Source organism: Streptomyces tricolor (assembly GCF_002155905.1).
In the GTDB taxonomy this organism is placed as follows: Bacteria; Actinomycetota; Actinomycetes; order Streptomycetales; family Streptomycetaceae; genus Streptomyces; species Streptomyces tricolor.
The window spans coordinates 1-17,292 of record NZ_MUMF01000386.1 but is presented as its reverse complement, the minus strand read 5'-3'; the positions used below and the strand labels follow the sequence as shown (position 1 = coordinate 17,292).

Genomic DNA, 17,292 nt, shown 5'->3' with positions numbered 1-17,292 from the left:
GCTCCCGGGCGAGCGCGGCCTCGGGGTGGCCGGTCATGCCCACCACCGACCAGCCCTGCGCCCGGTGCCACAACGATTCGGCGCGGGTCGAGAAGCGCGGGCCCTCGACCACGACCAGCGTGCCGCCGTCCACCGGCTCCCAGTCCCGGCCGCGGGCCGCCTTCAGCGCGGCGGCCCGCCCGGTGGGGCAGTAGGGGTCGGCCATGGACACGTGCACGACGTTCGGCACGGTGCCGTCGGGCAGCGGCAGCCCGTCGAAGTACGTCTGGGCCCGGGTCTTCGTACGGTCCACGAACTGGTCCGGTACGAGCAGGGTGCCCGGGCCGTACTCCGGGCGCAGCCCGCCCACCGCGCAGGGACCGAGCACCTGCCGGACCCCGAGCGAGCGCAGGGCCCACAGGTTGGCGCGGTAGTTGATGCGGTGCGGCGGCAGGTGGTGGCCGCGGCCGTGCCGGGGCAGGAAGGCGACCCGCCGCCCGGCGACCTCGCCGAGGAAGAGGGAGTCGCTGGGCGCTCCGTAGGGGGTGTCCACCTGGACCTCGGTCACGTCGTCGAGGAAGGAGTAGAAACCCGAACCGCCGATTACGCCGATCTCTGCGTTCGCCATGACCAGCACACTAGCGGCCCGCGAAACCGCGGGGGAGCGGGTGCCGGAGACGCCGACGACCCCGCCGTCGGGCGACGGCAGGGTCCGGGCGGAGTGGTCAGGCGGCGGAGCTGCTGGTGGAGCTCGACGACGAGGACGAGGACGACGTCGAGGACGACGACGAGGACGTCTTCGAGTCGGACGAGGAGCCGGCCGGCTTGGACGCCGGGGTGCTGCTCGACGTGGAGCCGCGGGAGTCGTTGCGGTAGAACCCGGAGCCCTTGAAGACGATGCCGACCGCGGAGAACACCTTCTTCAGGCGGCCCTTGCAGCTGGGGCACTCGGTCAGGGCGTCGTCGGTGAACTTCTGCACCGCCTCAAGGCCCTCGCCGCACTCGGTGCACTGGTACTGGTAGGTCGGCACTGTCTTCCTCCTGGCACTCTCACTCAATGAGTGCTAACGACGGTCCATAGTGACGTATTCCCGGGGATCAGTCCACCGTGACCGGCACGCGGTGACCGACGCCACGCGCGACCGCGCGGTTCCCGGGCCGCGGGACCAGCCGGGAGCGCAGGGTCAGGAGGGTCGCCAGCGCGAGCACGGTGCCGGCCATCGGCACCAGGAACCCGGCGCCGTCCCACAGCCGGTCCTCCAGCTGCCCCGCGACCGTCACGGCGGCGGCCTGGCCGAGCGCGACCGCGCCGGTCAGCCAGGTGAAGGCCTCGGTGCGGGCGCCGGCCGGGACCAGGTTCTCGACCAGCGTGTAGCCCGTGATGAGCGACGGCGCGATGCACATGCCGACCAGCAGGCCGAGCGCGGCGAGCAGCAGCACCGAGTGCGCCGTCCACAGGGCGGACGCCGCCAGCGCGAGCGCCGTGTAACCGAGCACCAGGCGCTTGTGCGGGGCGACCTTCCAGGCGATCGCGCCGCAGGCGATGCCGGACAGCATGTTGCCGGCGGCGAAGACGCCGTACAGGACGCCGTTCAGGCCGGGCTCGCCGATCGACTCGGTGAAGGCCGCGAGCGACACCTGCATGCCGCCGAAGACCGAGCCGATGCCCAGGAACGTCACGATCAGCACGCGCACGCCCGGGACGCGCAGGGCGGAGGTGTGCTCCACGCGCGCGTGGCCGCTGTCGGCCGACACCGGCGGCTGGGTGCTCTTCTGCGCGGCGAACAGCAGACCGCCGACGAGGGTCAGCGCGGCCTCCGTGACCAGGCCGGCCGCCGGTGTCACGGCGGTGCACAGCGCGGTCGCCAGCAGGGGGCCGAGGACGAAGGTCAGCTCGTCGGTGACCGACTCGAAGGCCGCCGCGGTGGTCATCAGGGGCGACCCCTGGAGCTTCACGCCCCAGCGCGCCCGCACCATGGGGCCGACCTGCGGCACCGAGGCGCCGGTGGGGACGGCCGCCAGGAACAGCGCCCACAGGGGGGCGTGCGCCAGGGCGAGGGCCGTCAGGGACAGGCCGGCGAGCGTGTGCACCAGGACGCCGGGGACCAGGACGGCACGCTGGCCGTAGCGGTCGGCGAGCCGCCCGCTGTACGGCGCGAACAGCGCCATGGAGACGCCGGTGGCGGCCGCGACGGCGCCCGCGGCGCCGTACGAGCCGGTGGTGTGCTGCACGAGCAGCACGATGGAGAGGGTGAGCATCGCGAACGGCTGGCGCGCCGCGAAGCCGGGGAGCAGGAACGTCCAGGCGCCGCGCGTGCGCAGCAGCTGTCCGTATCCGGGGCGGGAGGACGCCGGCGAGGTCTTCTCCGGTTCGGTGGTGGTGACCGTGGATCCCACGGCCCGTGCCTTTCTGCCGCCTGGTAGCGCGGGCCCCGTGCGGGCCGGGCGCCGAGAGCTGTCCTCTTGCGCGGACTGCGGTAGATGCCGGCGCCCACTGCGGGTGGTGGGGGCGACCCGGCCGCCATACGGTCGCGCCAGCTCTGCATCAGGCAGAGTTGGTTCGATCAGGGTGCGCCTTCATCGTACAGGGATCACGCCTGTCACAGCTGTGAAAGCGAGCACCATCACGGCCGCCACCTGGGTTTCCGCGGGGTGTGAACCGTACGGAACACGCCCTCAGCGCGAGCTGCCACCGTCCGTGCCCAGCCAGCCCGCCAGCTTGCCGCCGTGGGCGACCGCGCGCAGCCGCCGTTCCGCCGCGTCGCGGACCGGGTCGGTGGCGACGACCAGCAGCTCGTCACCGCGTCGCAGCACCGTCGTGGGCAGCGGCACGAACGACTTCTCCTCGCGCACGACCAGGGTGACGGCCGCGCCGGGCGGCAGCCGCAGCTCGCTGACCTCCACGCCGTGCATCCGGGAGCCCTCGGGGATGGAGACGGACAGCAGGTGGCCCTGCAACCGCTCCAGGGGCGCCGACTCGATGCCGAGGTCGGCGGCCTCGCCCTGCTCGCCCAGCCGCAGGGCGCGGCCCAGCCAGGGCAGGGTCGGCCCCTGGACGAGGGTGTAGACGACGACCAGGACGAAGACGATGTTGAAGATGCGGCGGCTGGCGTCGACGCCGTTCACCATGGGGATGGTCGCCAGGATGATGGGCACGGCGCCGCGCAGGCCGGCCCACGACATCAGGGCCTGCTCCCGCCACGGCACCCGGAACGGCGCCAGGCTGCCCACCACGCTCAGCGGGCGGGCCACCATGGTCAGCACCAGCCCGATGACCAGGGCGGGCCAGACGTCGTCGCCCAGCTCGTGCGGGGTGACCAGCAGGCCGAGGACGACGAACATGCCGATCTGCGCGATCCAGCCGAGCCCCTCGGCGAAGCCGCGGGTGGCGGGCCAGTGGGGCAGCTTGGCGTTGCCGAGGAGCATCGAGGCCAGGTAGACGGCGAGGAAGCCGCTGCCGTGCGCCAGGGCGCCGGCCGCGTACGCGGTGACGGCGATGGCCATCACGGCGATCGGGTAGAGACCCGAGGCGGGCAGGGCGACGTGCCGCAGCCCCCAGGCGCCGATCCAGCCCACCGTGAGGCCCACGGCGGCGCCGATGGCCAGCTCCAGGGCGATCTCGCCGAGCAGGAGGTACCAGTGCTCGACCGGGCCGGCCGTGGAGAAGGCGACGACCAGGATGACCACCGGGGCGTCGTTGAAGCCGGACTCCGCCTCCAGCGTGCCCGTCACGCGCGCGGGGAGGGGGATTCTGCGGAGCACCGAGAAGACCGCCGCCGCGTCCGTCGACGACACCACCGCGCCGATGATGAGCGCCTGCCGCCACTCCAGCCCGACCAGATAGTGCGCGCCCGCCGCGGTGACCCCGACGCTGATCGCGACGCCCACCGTCGCCAGGACGGAGGCGGACGACAGGACCGGCCGGATCTGGTTCCACTTCGTGCCCAGGCCGCCCTCGGCGAGGATCACGACCAGGGCCGCGTATCCCATGACCTGGGTCACTTCGGCGCTGTTGAAATGGATGCCGCCGATGCCGTCCTGGCCCATGAGGACGCCGATCCCCAGGTAGACGAGCAGGCTGGGGAGCCCGCTGCGGGAGGAGATCCGGACGGCCGCGACGGCGACGAGCAGGACGACGGAGCAGACGAGCAGGAGCTGGTTGAGGTGGTGAACAGTCAGCGGGCGTTCCTCCTCGGATCTGGGCAGAGGCCTCCGGTTACTTCGTTAGCTTACCTAATTCTTGACGCTTTCTTGACGATCGCCGGGGCAAGATCGAACGCTCGTGCGCGCTGGTTCCCGACTCCGCGTCCAGCGGGACAGGGCCCTGCGCCTATGGTTGCTCCAGCGCTCATTCAAAGTCACAGCCCGACCTGCCGCTCGCGTTAGGACAGCAAGGACAGCGATGCCCCCCAACATCACCGCCACAACGGGTGACACCGCCACCACGGGTGCGAGTGCCACGCCCGGCAAGTCCGGCAGGAAGAAGAAGGGGCGCAAAGCCCGTTTGCTGGTGCTGGTCCTGGTGCTTGCCATCATCGGAGGCGTCGCCTACGGGGCGTACTGGTCGATCAGCACGGTCCGCGCCTCCTTCCCGCAGACCACGGGAACGATCAAGCTCGACGGTCTGTCCGGGCCGGTCGACGTGAAGCGGGACGGCAACGGCATCCCGCAGATCTACGCGTCCTCGGACGAGGACCTGTTCATGGCGCAGGGCTTCGTCCAGGCGCAGGACCGGTTCTACGAGATGGACGTGCGCCGGCACATGACCGCCGGGCGCCTGTCGGAGATGTTCGGCAAGAGCCAGGTCGAGAACGACGAGTTCCTGCGCACGCTCGGCTGGCACCGGATCGCGAAGCAGGAGTACGACACCAAGCTGTCGGACTCCACCAAGAAGTACCTCCGGGCCTACGCCAAGGGGGTCAACGCCTACCTCCAGGGCAAGAACGGCAAGGACATCTCCCTGGAGTACGCGGCCCTGGGCTTCACCAACGACTACAAGCCGGAGAAGTGGACCCCGGTCGACTCCGTCGCGTGGCTGAAGGCGATGGCCTGGGACCTGCGCGGCAACATGCAGGACGAGATCGACCGCGCCCTGATGACCAGCCGCCTCGGCCCGCAGCAGATCCAGGACCTGTACCCGGCGTATCCCTACGGCCGCAACAAGCCGATCGTCCAGGAGGGCCAGTACGACGAGCTGACCAAGGCCTTCCGGCAGAGCGGCGCGACCGGTTCCACCGGGAGCGCGACCGGCTCCACCGGAGGCACGACGGGCGGCACCCAGGGCACGACGGGCGGCGCCACCGCCTCCCAGGGCACGACCGGCGGCGCCACGGGCTCCTCTCAGGGCACGGCGGGCACCACCGGGTCCTCGGCCTCGGCCGGGACCGGTGCGGGCCTCACGAGCCAGCTGGGCGGCCTCTACAAGGCCCTGGACGACCTGCCCACGGCCGTCGGTGTGAACGGCCAGGGCATCGGCTCCAACTCCTGGGTGGTCGGCGGGAAGTACACCATCTCCGGCAAGCCGCTGCTCGCCAACGACCCGCACCTGTCGGCGTCCCTGCCGTCGGTCTGGTACCAGATGGGCCTGCACTGCCGGACCGTCTCCAGCAAGTGCCAGTACGACGTCGCGGGCTACACGTTCGCCGGCATGCCCGGTGTGATCATCGGCCACAACGCCAGGATCGCCTGGGGCCTGACCAATTCCGGGGTCGACGTCACCGACCTCTACCTGGAGAAGGTCAGCGCGAACGGCTACCTGTACGACGGCAAGGTCCGGCCGTTCAAGACCCGCGAGGAGACCATCAAGGTCGCCGGCGGCCAGGACAAGACGATCGTCGTCCGCCAGACCCAGGACGGGATGCCGCTGCTGTCCGACCGTGACGACGAACTCGTCCAGGTCGGCAAGAAGGCCACCGTGAACACCGCCGCGCCCGACCGCGGCGACGGCTACGGCATCGCCCTGCGGTGGACCGCGCTCGACCCGGGCACGACCATGGACGCCGTGTTCGCCCTGGACAAGGCCGCGGACTGGGAGGACTTCCGCGCCGCGGCGGCCCTGTTCGACGTGCCGTCGCAGAACCTGATCTACGCCAGCACGGACAACCACATCGGCTACACGCTGCCCGGCAGGATCCCCACCCGTTCCGCCAAGGACGCCGGCGCCGTGCCGGCGCCGGGCTGGGACTCGAAGTACCGCTGGACGGGCTTCATCGAGCCGGACGAGCTGCCCTACGAGTACGACCCGAAGCGCGGCTACATCGTCACGGCGAACCAGGCCGTAGTCGACCCGGAGAAGTACCCGTACACGCTGACCACCGACTGGGGCTACGGCACCCGCAGCCAGCGCATCACCGACCTGATCGAGTCCAAGATCAAGGACGGCGGCAAGATCTCCACGGACGACATGCGCCAGATGCAGCTGGACAACAGCAGCGAGATCGCCAAGCTCCTGGTGCCCAAGCTGCTGAAGATCAACCTGGACGACCCGGACGTCCGCGAGGCGCAGAAGCTGCTGGAGGGCTGGGACTACACCCAGGACGCCGACTCCGCGGCGGCCGCCTACTTCAACGCGGTCTGGCGCAACATCCTCAAGCTCGCCTTCGGCAACAAGCTCCCCAAGGAGGTGCGCGCCAAGGGGCAGTGCCTGTGGGTCGACAAGATCGACAGCACCGGCCCGGTGGACGACGACACCAAGGTGCGCGAGTGCGGCCAGCGCGACGGCGACCAGGCGCAGCCGGACGGCGGCGACCGCTGGTTCGAGGTCGTGCGCACCCAGATGGAGAAGCCGGACAGCGACTGGTGGAAGACGCCCAAGTCGGGCACCCGCCCCGCCGCCGAGAACCGCGACCAGCTCTTCGCGCGGGCCCTGATCGACGCCCGCTGGGAGCTGACCGCCAAGCTCGGCAAGGACATCGACACCTGGAGCTGGGGCCGCCTGCACCGGCTGTTCCTGAAGAACCAGACGCTCGGCACCGAGGGCCCCAAGGTCCTGCAGTACCTGCTCAACCGCGGCCCGTGGAAGCTCAGCGGCGGCGAGGCCACGGTGAACGCGAGCGGCTGGAACGCGGCCGGCGGCTACGACGTGGTGTGGGTGCCGTCCATGCGGATGGTGGTCAACCTCGCCGACCTCGACAAGTCCAAGTGGATCAACCTGACCGGCGCCTCCGGGCACGCCTTCAACGCGCACTACACCGACCAGACGGGCAAGTGGGCCAAGGGTGAGCTGCTGCCCTGGTCGTTCTCGGACAAGGCGGTGGACAAGAGCACGAGCGACACGCTCGTCCTCAAGCCGTGACCGCCCCCTAGGCACCCGACGGCTGCACGGCAACGGCCCTCCACGCGCGCGTGGAGGGCCGTTGCCGTGCTGTGCCGCAGCCGGGTCAGGGGCCCGGGAAGCGGCGCACCCCGGAGGGCGTCACCACCGCGTGCACCGGCTTGTCGTGCGCCTCCGCGGGGACGCGGGCGACGACCTCCGTGTCGTACAGCAGCACCACGAGCCGGGGGCGGGCGCCCGCGCGCTCCAGCCGGGCCAGCACCCGGTCGTACGACCCTCCGCCGCGCCCGAGGCGCATCCCGTGCGCGTCCACCGCGAGCCCGGGCAGCAGGACGACGTCCGCGGCCGTCACGGCGTCCGGTCCGAGCCGCGTCCCGGAGGGCTCGAACAGCGCCATTTTTCCGCCATGTTGGATCCGCGCGAGGGAGTCCGGACCGGTGTACTCGCCCCAGTCCAGATCGTTGTCCGGCAGGAGGGCGGGCAGCAGGACGCGCACGCCCCGCGCGCGCAGCGCGTCCAGCAGCGCGAGCGTGCCGGGTTCGCTCCCGACGGAGACGTACGCCGCCACCGTGCGCCCACGCGCCAGCTCGGGCAGCTCCAGGGCGCGCTCGGCCAGCGCCCGGCCCGCCTCCCGCACGTCATCCGCCGTCAACCTGTTCCTCACCGAGAGGAGCTCTCGCCGCAACATGCGCTTGTCAGGCTCGCCGGTGCGTCCGTCGTGTCCCACTGGTCGTTCCGCGCCCTTCTTAATGCAGGTCATATGAGGGTCAAGCAACCGGAGCCACTGATTCCCCACAAAGGCACCGGATATGGTGGCGGGCATGACTCAGTCCCACCCCAGGATCAGCAAGGCTGTCATTCCCGCGGCCGGCCTCGGCACCCGGTTCCTGCCGGCTACCAAAGCCACTCCCAAGGAGATGCTGCCGGTCGTCGACAAGCCGGCGATCCAGTACGTGGTCGAGGAGGCCGTGTCGGCGGGGCTCGACGACGTCCTCATGATCACCGGGCGCAACAAGCGCCCCCTGGAGGACCACTTCGACCGGAACTACGAGCTGGAGTCGGCGCTCGAGAAGAAGGGCGACGCCGAACGGCTGGCGAAGGTCCAGGAGTCCAGCGACCTGGCCACCATGCACTACGTGCGCCAGGGCGACCCCAGGGGCCTCGGCCACGCCGTGCTGTGCGCCGCCCCGCACGTCGGCCGCGAGCCCTTCGCCGTCCTCCTCGGTGACGACCTGATCGACCCGCGGGACCCCCTGCTGCGCCGTATGATCGACGTCCAGGAGCAGCACGGCGGCAGCGTGATCGCCCTCATGGAGGTCGCGCCCGAGCAGATCCACCTCTACGGCTGCGCGGCCGTGGAGGCCACCTCCGACGGGGACGTCGTGAAGGTCACCGGTCTGGTCGAGAAGCCGGACCCGGCGGACGCCCCGTCGACCTACGCGGTCATCGGCCGGTACGTCCTCGACCCGCACGTCTTCGACATACTGCGCACGACCGAGCCGGGCCGCGGCGGCGAGATCCAGCTCACCGACGCCCTCCAGCAGCTCGCGCAGGACGAGAAGGTCGGCGGCCCGGTGCACGGCGTCGTCTTCAAGGGCCGCCGCTACGACACCGGGGACCGCGGCGACTATCTGCGTGCCATTGTCAGACTCGCGTGCGAACGTGAAGACCTGGGCCCGGAGTTCCGGACCTGGCTTCGCAGTTACGTAGCCGAGGAGATGCAGCAATCTTGAGCAGCGCCGCGACCAGCCCCGCCGGCCCGGACGACCTGTGGTCGGTGGACGAGCATCTGGAGGACATCCTCTCGACCGTCCGCCCCCTCGAACCCATCGAGCTGAACCTGCTCGACGCCCAGGGCTGCGTCCTGGTCGACGACGTCACGGTGCCGGTGTCCCTGCCGCCGTTCGACAACAGCTCCATGGACGGGTACGCGGTGCGGGTCGCGGACGTGGCGGGCGCCGGCGAGGAGTTCCCGGCCGTCCTGGAGGTCGTCGGGGACGTCGCGGCCGGCGCGGCCGAGCCGGTGCGGGTCGGCCCCGGACAGGCCGCGCGCATCATGACCGGGGCGCCGCTGCCGCCCGGCGCCGAGGCCGTCGTCCCCGTCGAGTGGACCGACGGCGGGCTCGGCGAGGGCCCGGTGAGCGGCATGCGGGCGCGCAGCCTGGCCCCCGAGGGCGCCGAGGGGCACGTGCACGTGTACCGCCCCGCCGAGGCACGCGCGCACGTGCGGGCCAAGGGCAGCGACGTGAAGGCCGGAGACCTCGCGCTGGAGGCCGGGACGGTCCTCGGCCCGCCGCAGATCGCGCTGCTCGCCGCGATCGGCCGCGGCACGGTGCGCGTGCGCCCGCGCCCGCGCGTGGTCGTGCTGTCCACCGGCAGCGAACTCGTCCAGCCCGGCGAGGAACTGGCCGCGGGCCAGATCTACGACTCCAACAGCTTCGCCCTCACCGCCGCCGCGCGGGACGCGGGCGCCATCGCCTACCGGGTGGGCGCCGTCGCCGACGACGCCGAGACCCTCCGCTCCACCATCGAGGACCAGCTCATCCGCGCGGACCTGCTGGTGACCACGGGCGGGGTGAGCGTCGGGGCGTACGACGTCGTCAAGGAGGCGCTGTCGTACGTCGGCGACGCGGACGAGCCGGGCAGCGGCGTCGAGTTCCGCAAGCTCGCCATGCAGCCCGGCAAGCCCCAGGGCTTCGGCTCCGTCGGCCCCGACCACACACCGCTGCTGGCGCTGCCCGGCAACCCCGTGTCCTCGTACGTCTCCTTCGAGCTGTTCGTCCGCCCCGCCATCCGCGCCCTGATGGGCGTCACGGATCTGCACCGGCCCCGCGCGCGGGCCGCCCTGAAGGCGGAGCAGGCGCTCCGCTCGCCCAAGGGGCGCCGCCAGTTCCTGCGCGGGACGTACGCCGACGGCGAGGTGACCCCCGTGGGCGGTGCCGGGTCCCACCTGATCGCGGCGCTGGCCCGGGCCGACGCGCTGATCGTGGTCCCGGAGGCCGTGGAGTCGGTCGAGCCCGGCAGCGAGGTCGAGGTGGTCCTGCTCGGCTGAGCCCCGCGGCTTGGCGGTACCGTGTCGCGCACAGCAGGCCCGCGCGCCGCACCGCGACGGGCCCGGACCGGGAGCGCCACAGCCATGACCCAGCCTTCCCGGGGGGAGACCCCCGGAGCCCCTGTGCAGGACCGACTGACGCACCTCGACGAGGCGGGCGCGGCCCGCATGGTCGACGTATCCGGGAAGGACGTGACCGCGCGGACCGCCCGCGCCAGCGGCCGGGTCCTCGTCTCACCGCGGGTGATCGAGCTGCTGCGCGGCGCGGGGGTGCCCAAGGGGGACGCCCTCGCCACCGCGCGCATCGCCGGGATCATGGGGGCCAAGCGGACCCCGGACCTGATCCCGCTGTGCCACCCGTTGTCGGTGTCCGGTGTGACACTGGATCTGTCGGTCGCGGACGACGCCGTGGAGATCCGGGCCACCGTGAAGACGACGGATCGCACGGGCGTCGAGATGGAGGCCCTCACCGCCGTGACGGTCGCCGCGCTCACCGTGATCGACATGGTCAAGGCGGTCGACAAGGGAGCGGTCATCACGGACGTACGGGTGGAGGAGAAGACGGGCGGCAAGTCGGGCGACTGGAGCCGGGCATGACCTACCGCGCTCTGGTGATCACCGCCTCCAACCGGGCCGCCGCCGGTGTCTACGCGGACAGGGGCGGCCCGCTGGTCGCCGACGGCCTCGCCGGCCTCGGCTTCGCCGTCGACGGCCCCCGGGTGGTCCCCGACGGCGCCCCTGTCGAAGCGGCCCTGCGCGCGGGCGTCGAGTCCGGGTACGACGTCATCGTCACCACCGGCGGCACCGGCCTGACGCCCACCGACCGCACGCCCGAGGCGACCCGCGCGGTGATCGACCACGAGGTGCCGGGCATCGCGGAGGCCATCCGCGCGTACGGGCGGGAGAAGGTGCCGACCGCCGCGCTGTCCCGGGGCCTGGCCGGGGTGGCCGCGGGGACGCTGATCGTGAACCTGCCCGGATCGACCGGCGGGGTGCGCGACGGGCTCGCCGTGCTGGAGCCGCTGCTCGTCCACGCCGTCGACCAGATCCGCGGCGGTGACCATCCCAGACCCGGCAGCAGCGGGGGTGCGAGCTGAACAGCCCTTCCTGGCCCGTCGTGCTGGCGGACGGCGATGTCGTCCTCCGGCCGATAAAGCTGCGCGACCAGCGGGCCTGGCGCGAGGTGAACCGGCGCAACCGCGAGTGGCTGCGCCCCTGGGAGGCGACGATCCCGCCGCCCACGCCGAGCGGACCGATCACGCACCGGCCGACCTACCGCCAGATGGTCCGGCACCTGCGCGCGGAGGCCGGGGCGGGCCGGATGCTGCCGTTCGTCATCGAGTACCAGGGGCGGCTGGTCGGGCAGTTGACGGTGGCCGGCATCACCTGGGGATCGATGTGCTCGGGCCATGTCGGCTACTGGGTGGACGAGGCGGTGGCCGGGCGCGGGGTGATGCCGACGGCCGTCGCGCTCGTGGTGGACCACTGTTTCCGCACCGTCGGACTGCACCGCATCGAGGTGTGCATTCGCCCCGAGAACCGGCCGAGCCGGCGGGTCGTGGAGAAACTCGGATTCCGCGAGGAGGGGCTCCGGCCGCGTTATCTGCACATCGACGGCGCCTGGCGCGACCATCTCGTCTTCGCGCTCACCGCGGAAGAGGTGCCCGACGGGTTGCTCGCGCGGTGGAAGCGGGCACGCTCCCGAGGCGACCGGCGCACGGAGGGTCAGCGCACCCAGGGGCAGCGCACCGAGAGTCAGTAAATGGAAAATGTGTTCGAAATTCTGATCGTATCCGTCTCAAAAAATGCTCGAAATATGAGCCGGATCGTGCGACACACCGGCCCAATTGGCGGATGGGCTCACGCAAACCCCTCTACCGTGTGAGGCGTGAGCAGCAGCGGCCTCATCTACGCAGTCATTGTCGGGGCCTGGGCCGCCTACTTGGTGCCGATGTGGCTCCGTAGGCAGGACGAGCTGAACGAGGCCCGTCCGACGGAACGCTTCAGCACCGCCATCCGGCTGCTGTCCGGACGGGCGGGTATGGAGCGCCGTTACGCCAGGGACCTGCGGGCGCGCTCCGCCCAGGAGGGGGAGCCGGACGCCGTCGATCCGGACGCCGTCACCGACTCGGTGGACGTCCGGGCCTTCGCCGTGCCTCCGACCCGCCTTCAGGCGGCCCCGGAGAGCGAGGCCGAGGCATCCGCCGGCCTCGACCCGGCGCCGGACCACACCCCCGAGCCGGAGCCCAGACCGGCGTCCGCACCCGCCTCCGGAACCGCATCCGCGCAGCATCAGGCGCTCTCGGCGCAGACGGCCGCGGCGCGCGCCCGGCGCTCGAAGGTGCTCGCACGCCGTCGGCGTACCACCGTGATGCTCTTCCTCGCCTTCACACTCGGCGCGATCGTGGCCGCCGTCGGCGGACTCGCCTTCCTGTGGGTGCCCGGCGTGCCCGCGGTCCTGCTGAGCGCGTACATCGCCTACCTGCGCACGCAGGAGCGCCGCCGGTTCGCCTACCAGATGGACCGCCGGCACGCCGAGGCCGCCGCCCAGCGTCTGCGGGAGCGTCAGCCGCACCGGCGCGCGCCGCTCGACGCGGACCCCGGCGCGGAGGAGACGGCGGACGCCCCGGACACCGGCACGGACACCGGCCTCTCGGCGCTCGCCGCCGACCGGCGCGCCCTCGTCGAGCAGACCGACCACGCCGAGTGGGTCGACCAGCAGCGGGAGCGGCAGCGGCGGCCCGGCCACGGGGACAGCTGGGACCCGGTGCCGGTGCCGCTGCCGACGTACGTCACCGCGCCGGTGGCCCCGCGTGCCACCTCCGACGTGGATCTCGGGGCGCCCGACACCTGGAGTTCGGCGCGGTCCAGCGCGGTGGCCCCGGAGCACGAGGCGCAGGCGCCGGAGAGCGAGGCGGAACCGGCCCCCGCTCCCGGGGAGAAGCCGGCCGGCGGCCACGGCGACGCCCGCCGTGCGGCCTCGGCGCGCCGGGCCCGGGAGCGCGGACGCACGCCCCTGTTCGACCAGTACGAGGACGGCGACCGCCCGCGCGCGGCCAACGAGTGACCCAGGTCACTTGTCGGCACCCCAGCTCTGACCAGTCAGGGAGCGGATTTCCAAGCACCCCGATCGGGATGCTAAAGTTTCACTCGTTGCAAGGGCCTGTGGCGCAGTCCGGTAGCGCACCTCGTTCGCATCGAGGGGGCCAGGGGTTCAAATCCCCTCAGGTCCACTGCACGACGAGATCCCGTCGGTCATCATGACCGGTCGGGATCTTCGTCGTTTCCGCGGAAGCTCGCGGAAGTTGCGGAGGTTCACGGAGGTTCCCGGAGGGGATGGGCGGCGGACCGCGTCGCCGGGTGACGTTCCGTAAGACCGCGACCGGCTCGGCGGGCGGATCCGGCTCGCGCCCGCCGTCGAGAAGCTGCTGGAGTTCTTCCACCGCCCGGCTTCCTTGTGGAGCGGGCGGGCTCAGAGCCGCTTGGCGTAGCAGAGGCTCTCCTCGTGGTGGCGGTAGTAGCCGAACTTGGCGCACGGCTCGTAGCCGCTGGAGGTGTACAGGGCGATGGCCTCCGGCTGCTTGGTGCCGGTCTCCAGGACCATGCGGATCCGGCCGGCCGTGCGGGCGTCCTCCTCCAGGGCCGCGAGCATCCGCCGGGCCAGGCCCCGGCCGCGCATCTCCTCGATGACGTACATGCGCTTCAGTTCGGCGTCGCCGTCCTCGTTGCCCTCTTCGTTGCGGTCCTGGCTGCGCCAGCCGCCGGTCGCCACCGGGCGGTCGTGCTCGTCGTACGCGATCAGGTACACGCCCCGGGGCGGGTCGAAGTCGGCGGCGTCCAGGGCCGTGGCGTCACCGCCGTCGCCGTAGCGCAGGTGGTACTCGGCCTGGACCTCGTCGTTGAGCTTGACGGCGTCGGGGTGATCGAAACGAACGCGGCGTATAAGCATGCTGGGCATCGTACTTCTATGCAGTCGGCGGGGGTCCTGGATTTTTCGGACCCGGACCAGTGTGCCGGTATCGTGCCGGGGTGCTGACTGTGACCTCGGTGAACGTGAACGGACTGCGGGCCGCCGCGAAGAAGGGCTTCGTGGAGTGGCTCGCCGGGACCGAGGCGGACGTCGTCTGCCTGCAGGAGGTGCGCGCCGAGCCGCACCAGCTGCCCGAGGAGGTCCGGCAGCCCGACGGCTGGCACGTGGTGCACGCCCCGGCCGCCGCCAAGGGCCGCGCGGGCGTCTCCCTCTACACCCGGCGCGAGCCCGACCGGGTCCGGGTCGGCTTCGGCTCCGCCGAGTTCGACGGCAGCGGGCGGTACGTCGAGGCCGAGCTGCCCGGCGTCACCGTCGCCTCCCTCTATCTGCCCTCCGGCGAGGTCGGCACCGAGCGGCAGGACGAGAAGATGCGGTTCATGGGCGAGTTCCTCGCCCATCTGAAGGAGCTGCGCGAGCGGGCCGCCGCCGACGGGCGCGAGGTCCTGGTCTGCGGCGACTGGAACATCGCCCACCGGCAGGCCGACCTCAAGAACTGGCGTGGCAACACCAAGAACTCCGGCTTCCTGCCGGAGGAGCGGGACTGGCTCGGCCGGGTCTTCGCCGCCGACGAGGGCGGGTACGTCGACGTCGTCCGCGCCCTGCACCCGGACGCCGAGGGGCCGTACACCTGGTGGTCGTACCGCGGGCGGGCCTTCGACAACGACTCGGGCTGGCGCATCGACTACCACGTCGCCACGCCCGGGCTGGCCGGCAAGGCGGTCAAGGGCCTGGTCGAGCGCGCCGCCACGCACGCCGAGCGGTGGTCGGACCACGCGCCGGTGACCGTCGTCTACGACCTCTAGGGCCGCCTCAGTCCCTTTTGTTCAGCCGGCGGTCCAGCGCCAGCGAGAGTTCCGCCTCCACCACACTGCGGGCCAGCGGGCGCAGCCGCCGCAGGTCGTCCTCGGGGGCGTGGCGCAGGATCACGTCGGCGAACAGGTCGGCGAGCGCCTCGGCGTGCTCGCGGACGCGGGCCGCGGCGGACAGCACCTCGGCGAGCGGGATGCCCTCGCGGACCAGGGCGGAGGAGACGTCCAGTAGGCGCCGGCTGATGTGGACGATCTCGTCGCCGTCGGTGCCGAGGTAGCCCAGCTCCAGGGCGGCGGCGAGGTTCTCGGGCGTGACCTGGCCCTCGAAGCGGGCGGCGAGTTCCTCGGGGGTGAGACGGACCGGCTCCTCCTCGGTGGGGGTGCCGACGCCGAGCAGGTCGGCGACGTCCCGGCCCTGGTCGAGGGCCTCGGCGAGTTCCGCGATGCCGTTCAGCGTGTGGCCCCGCTCCAGCAGGGCCGCGATGGTGCGCAGCCGGGCCAGGTGGTGGTCGTCGTACCAGGCGATACGGCCCTCGCGGCGGGGCGGGGGTATCAGCTTGCGTTCGCGGTAGAAGCGCAGGGTGCGCACGGTGATGCCGGCCAGCCGGGCCAGCTCCTCCATGCGGTACTCGCGCCGGGCCCCGGGGTGTTCTGCGTCCTCTGCCACGCCCGCAGCCTAAGGTGTACCGCCGGTAACTTCCTTCCCGCGCCCCCTACCGCTCAGTACGCACCTGCTCTACAGTCCCATTGCGCCAGTAATCACTGGCAGAGTTCCTAGGTGATGCGTGGAGGCTTCGGGATGGCCGAGCACGAGCATGTACGGGTGGCGGTGATCGGGTCCGGGTTCGGCGGTCTGGGAGCCGCGGTGCGGCTGCGCCGGGAGGGGATCACCGACTTCGTGGTCCTGGAGCGGGCGGACAGCGTCGGCGGCACCTGGCGGGACAACAGCTATCCCGGGTGCGCCTGCGACGTGCCCTCGCACCTCTACTCCTTCTCCTTCGCGCCCAACCCCGACTGGCCGCGCACCTTCTCCGGGCAGCGCCACATCCGCGCCTACCTGGAGCACGTCACCGACCTCTTCGGGCTGCGCCCGCACATCCGCTTCGGCTCCGAGGTCACGCTGATGACCTGGGACGGCGACCACCTGCGGTGGACCATCGAGACCAGCCGCGGCACGCTGACCGCCGACGTCGTGGTCTCCGCCACCGGGCCGCTGTCCGACCCGAAGATCCCCGAGATCCCCGGCCTGGAGTCCTTCCCGGGCAAGGTGTTCCACTCCGCCCGCTGGGACCACGACTACGACCTGCGCGGCAAGCGGGTCGCCATGGTCGGCACCGGCGCCTCCGCGATCCAGATCGTGCCCGCCATCCAGCCGCGGGTCGGCCGGCTGACCCTCCTCCAGCGCACCCCGCCGTGGGTGATGCCCCGCGTCGACCGGGCGATCAGCGGCGCCGAGCGGTGGCTGCACCGGCGGCTGCCCGTCACCGCCCAGGCCCGGCGCGGGCTGCTGTGGGGCATCCGGGAGCTCCAGGTGCAGGCGTTCACCAAGCACCCGGACGAACTCGGTCTGGTCGAACAGCTCGCCAAGCGGAACATGGCCCGTGCCATCAAGGACCCGGCCCTGCGTGCCAAGCTCACCCCCGACTACCGCATCGGCTGCAAGCGGATCCTGCTGTCCAGCGAGTACTACCCGGCGCTGGCCAAGCCGAACGTGGACGTCGTGGCCGCCGGGCTGAGCGAGATCCGCGGGTCCACGGTCGTCGCGGCCGACGGCACCGAGGCCGAGGTCGACGCGATCATCTTCGGTACGGGCTTCCACGTCACCGACATGCCCATCGCCGAGCGCGTGGTCGGCGCGGGGGGCAGCACGCTGGCCGAGTCCTGGAAGGACGGCATGCAGGCGTTGCGCGGCGGCTCGGCGGCCGGATTCCCGAACTTCCTGACGATCATCGGGCCCAACACCGGCCTCGGGAACTCCTCCATGATCCTCATGATCGAGTCCCAGCTGAACTACTTGGCCGACTACCTGCGCCAGCTCGACGTTCTCGGCGGCCACACCGCGCTCGACGCCCGGCCCAGCGCCGTCGCGGCCTGGAACCGCAAGGTCCAGGAACGCATGAAGCGGACGGTGTGGAACACCGGCGGCTGC

Annotated in this window: 16 protein-coding genes and 1 tRNA gene; 10 read left to right on the top strand and 7 right to left on the bottom strand. The window is 71.9% G+C overall.

The window, feature by feature from the left end:
• The 4 genes from CCN44_RS26235 to CCN44_RS26215 form a co-directional block, all read right to left on the bottom strand.
• The coding region (locus CCN44_RS26235) for an S-methyl-5'-thioadenosine phosphorylase (protein ID WP_086700089.1) at positions 1 to 607 on the bottom strand (607 nt) is incomplete at its 3' end.
• A gap of 97 nt (positions 608 to 704) precedes the next feature.
• Positions 705 to 1,010, bottom strand: a complete 306-nt coding sequence (locus CCN44_RS26230) for an FmdB family zinc ribbon protein (RefSeq protein ID WP_086700086.1) — start codon at positions 1,008 to 1,010, stop codon at positions 705 to 707.
• Positions 1,011 to 1,077: 67 nt separating this feature from the next.
• Positions 1,078 to 2,376, bottom strand: coding sequence for an MFS transporter (locus tag CCN44_RS26225; RefSeq protein ID WP_086700083.1), 1,299 nt, complete (start codon positions 2,374 to 2,376; stop codon positions 1,078 to 1,080).
• Positions 2,377 to 2,655: 279 nt separating this feature from the next.
• Entirely contained in the window at positions 2,656 to 4,185 is a 1,530-nt protein-coding gene (locus CCN44_RS26215) for a potassium/proton antiporter (protein WP_237481259.1), read from the bottom strand.
• Positions 4,186 to 4,381: 196 nt separating this feature from the next.
• On the opposite strand from CCN44_RS26215, the gene CCN44_RS26210 reads away from it, so the two are divergent.
• On the top strand, positions 4,382 to 7,273 hold the full coding sequence (locus CCN44_RS26210; protein WP_086700077.1) for a penicillin acylase family protein: 2,892 nt from the start codon (positions 4,382 to 4,384) through the stop codon (positions 7,271 to 7,273).
• 85 nt (positions 7,274 to 7,358) lie between these two features.
• On the opposite strand, the gene CCN44_RS26205 is transcribed toward CCN44_RS26210, so the two are convergent.
• Positions 7,359 to 7,940, bottom strand: a complete 582-nt coding sequence (locus tag CCN44_RS26205) for a 5-formyltetrahydrofolate cyclo-ligase (RefSeq protein WP_086700097.1) — start codon at positions 7,938 to 7,940, stop codon at positions 7,359 to 7,361.
• Between the two features lie 133 nt (positions 7,941 to 8,073).
• Between CCN44_RS26205 and galU the strand changes: the two genes are divergently transcribed.
• The 7 genes from galU (at position 8,074) to CCN44_RS26170 (ending at position 13,537) form a co-directional block, all read left to right on the top strand.
• Entirely contained in the window at positions 8,074 to 8,985 is a 912-nt protein-coding gene (gene galU, locus CCN44_RS26200) for a UTP--glucose-1-phosphate uridylyltransferase GalU (RefSeq protein ID WP_059255102.1), read from the top strand.
• A complete protein-coding gene (glp, locus tag CCN44_RS26195; RefSeq protein WP_086700074.1) occupies positions 8,982 to 10,304 on the top strand; it encodes a molybdotransferase-like divisome protein Glp in 1,323 nt (440 codons plus the stop codon). The genes galU and glp overlap by 4 nt, the downstream gene beginning before the upstream one ends.
• 84 nt (positions 10,305 to 10,388) lie before the next feature.
• A complete protein-coding gene (moaC, locus tag CCN44_RS26190; RefSeq protein WP_059250894.1) occupies positions 10,389 to 10,901 on the top strand; it encodes a cyclic pyranopterin monophosphate synthase MoaC in 513 nt (170 codons plus the stop codon).
• Positions 10,898 to 11,401 (top strand): MogA/MoaB family molybdenum cofactor biosynthesis protein, encoded by a 504-nt coding sequence (locus CCN44_RS26185; RefSeq protein WP_059250897.1) that lies wholly within the window; start codon positions 10,898 to 10,900, stop codon positions 11,399 to 11,401. Before moaC ends, CCN44_RS26185 begins: the two co-directional genes overlap by 4 nt.
• A gap of 20 nt (positions 11,402 to 11,421) precedes the next feature.
• Positions 11,422 to 12,066: a GNAT family N-acetyltransferase gene (locus CCN44_RS26180; protein ID WP_059250900.1), complete on the top strand. Its 645-nt coding sequence runs from the start codon at positions 11,422 to 11,424 to the stop codon at positions 12,064 to 12,066.
• A 126-nt stretch (positions 12,067 to 12,192) separates the two neighbouring features.
• The gene (gene sepX, locus CCN44_RS26175; RefSeq protein WP_208639841.1) at positions 12,193 to 13,371 is read left to right on the top strand and encodes a divisome protein SepX/GlpR; all 1,179 of its coding nucleotides are present in this window, start codon (positions 12,193 to 12,195) and stop codon (positions 13,369 to 13,371) included.
• A 92-nt stretch (positions 13,372 to 13,463) separates the two neighbouring features.
• Positions 13,464 to 13,537: transfer RNA gene (locus CCN44_RS26170), tRNA-Ala, on the top strand.
• A gap of 239 nt (positions 13,538 to 13,776) precedes the next feature.
• Here the strand turns inward: CCN44_RS26170 and CCN44_RS26165 are convergent.
• Positions 13,777 to 14,253 carry a GNAT family N-acetyltransferase gene (locus tag CCN44_RS26165; RefSeq protein WP_059250901.1) on the bottom strand — a complete coding sequence of 159 codons (477 nt, stop codon included), beginning with the start codon at positions 14,251 to 14,253 and terminating at the stop codon, positions 13,777 to 13,779.
• A gap of 80 nt (positions 14,254 to 14,333) precedes the next feature.
• Between CCN44_RS26165 and CCN44_RS26160 the strand changes: the two genes are divergently transcribed.
• A complete protein-coding gene (locus CCN44_RS26160; protein WP_059250903.1) occupies positions 14,334 to 15,137 on the top strand; it encodes an exodeoxyribonuclease III in 804 nt (267 codons plus the stop codon).
• Positions 15,138 to 15,144: 7 nt separating this feature from the next.
• On the opposite strand, the gene CCN44_RS26155 is transcribed toward CCN44_RS26160, so the two are convergent.
• Positions 15,145 to 15,765, bottom strand: coding sequence for a MerR family transcriptional regulator (locus tag CCN44_RS26155; RefSeq protein ID WP_059250904.1), 621 nt, complete (start codon positions 15,763 to 15,765; stop codon positions 15,145 to 15,147).
• A gap of 177 nt (positions 15,766 to 15,942) precedes the next feature.
• On the opposite strand from CCN44_RS26155, the gene CCN44_RS26150 reads away from it, so the two are divergent.
• The coding region (locus CCN44_RS26150; RefSeq protein ID WP_086700068.1) for a flavin-containing monooxygenase at positions 15,943 to 17,292 on the top strand (1,350 nt) is incomplete at its 3' end.

Coding starts and splice junctions, on each gene's coding strand:
- CCN44_RS26210 (WP_086700077.1), top strand. CDS start 4,382: ATGCCCCCCAACATCACCGCCACAACGGGTGACACCGCCACCACGGGT.
- CCN44_RS26205 (WP_086700097.1), bottom strand. CDS start 7,940: ATGTTGCGGCGAGAGCTCCTCTCGGTGAGGAACAGGTTGACGGCGGAT.
- galU (WP_059255102.1), top strand. CDS start 8,074: ATGACTCAGTCCCACCCCAGGATCAGCAAGGCTGTCATTCCCGCGGCC.
- moaC (WP_059250894.1), top strand. CDS start 10,389: ATGACCCAGCCTTCCCGGGGGGAGACCCCCGGAGCCCCTGTGCAGGAC.
- CCN44_RS26185 (WP_059250897.1), top strand. CDS start 10,898: ATGACCTACCGCGCTCTGGTGATCACCGCCTCCAACCGGGCCGCCGCC.
- CCN44_RS26165 (WP_059250901.1), bottom strand. CDS start 14,253: ATGCTTATACGCCGCGTTCGTTTCGATCACCCCGACGCCGTCAAGCTC.
- CCN44_RS26155 (WP_059250904.1), bottom strand. CDS start 15,765: ATGGAGGAGCTGGCCCGGCTGGCCGGCATCACCGTGCGCACCCTGCGC.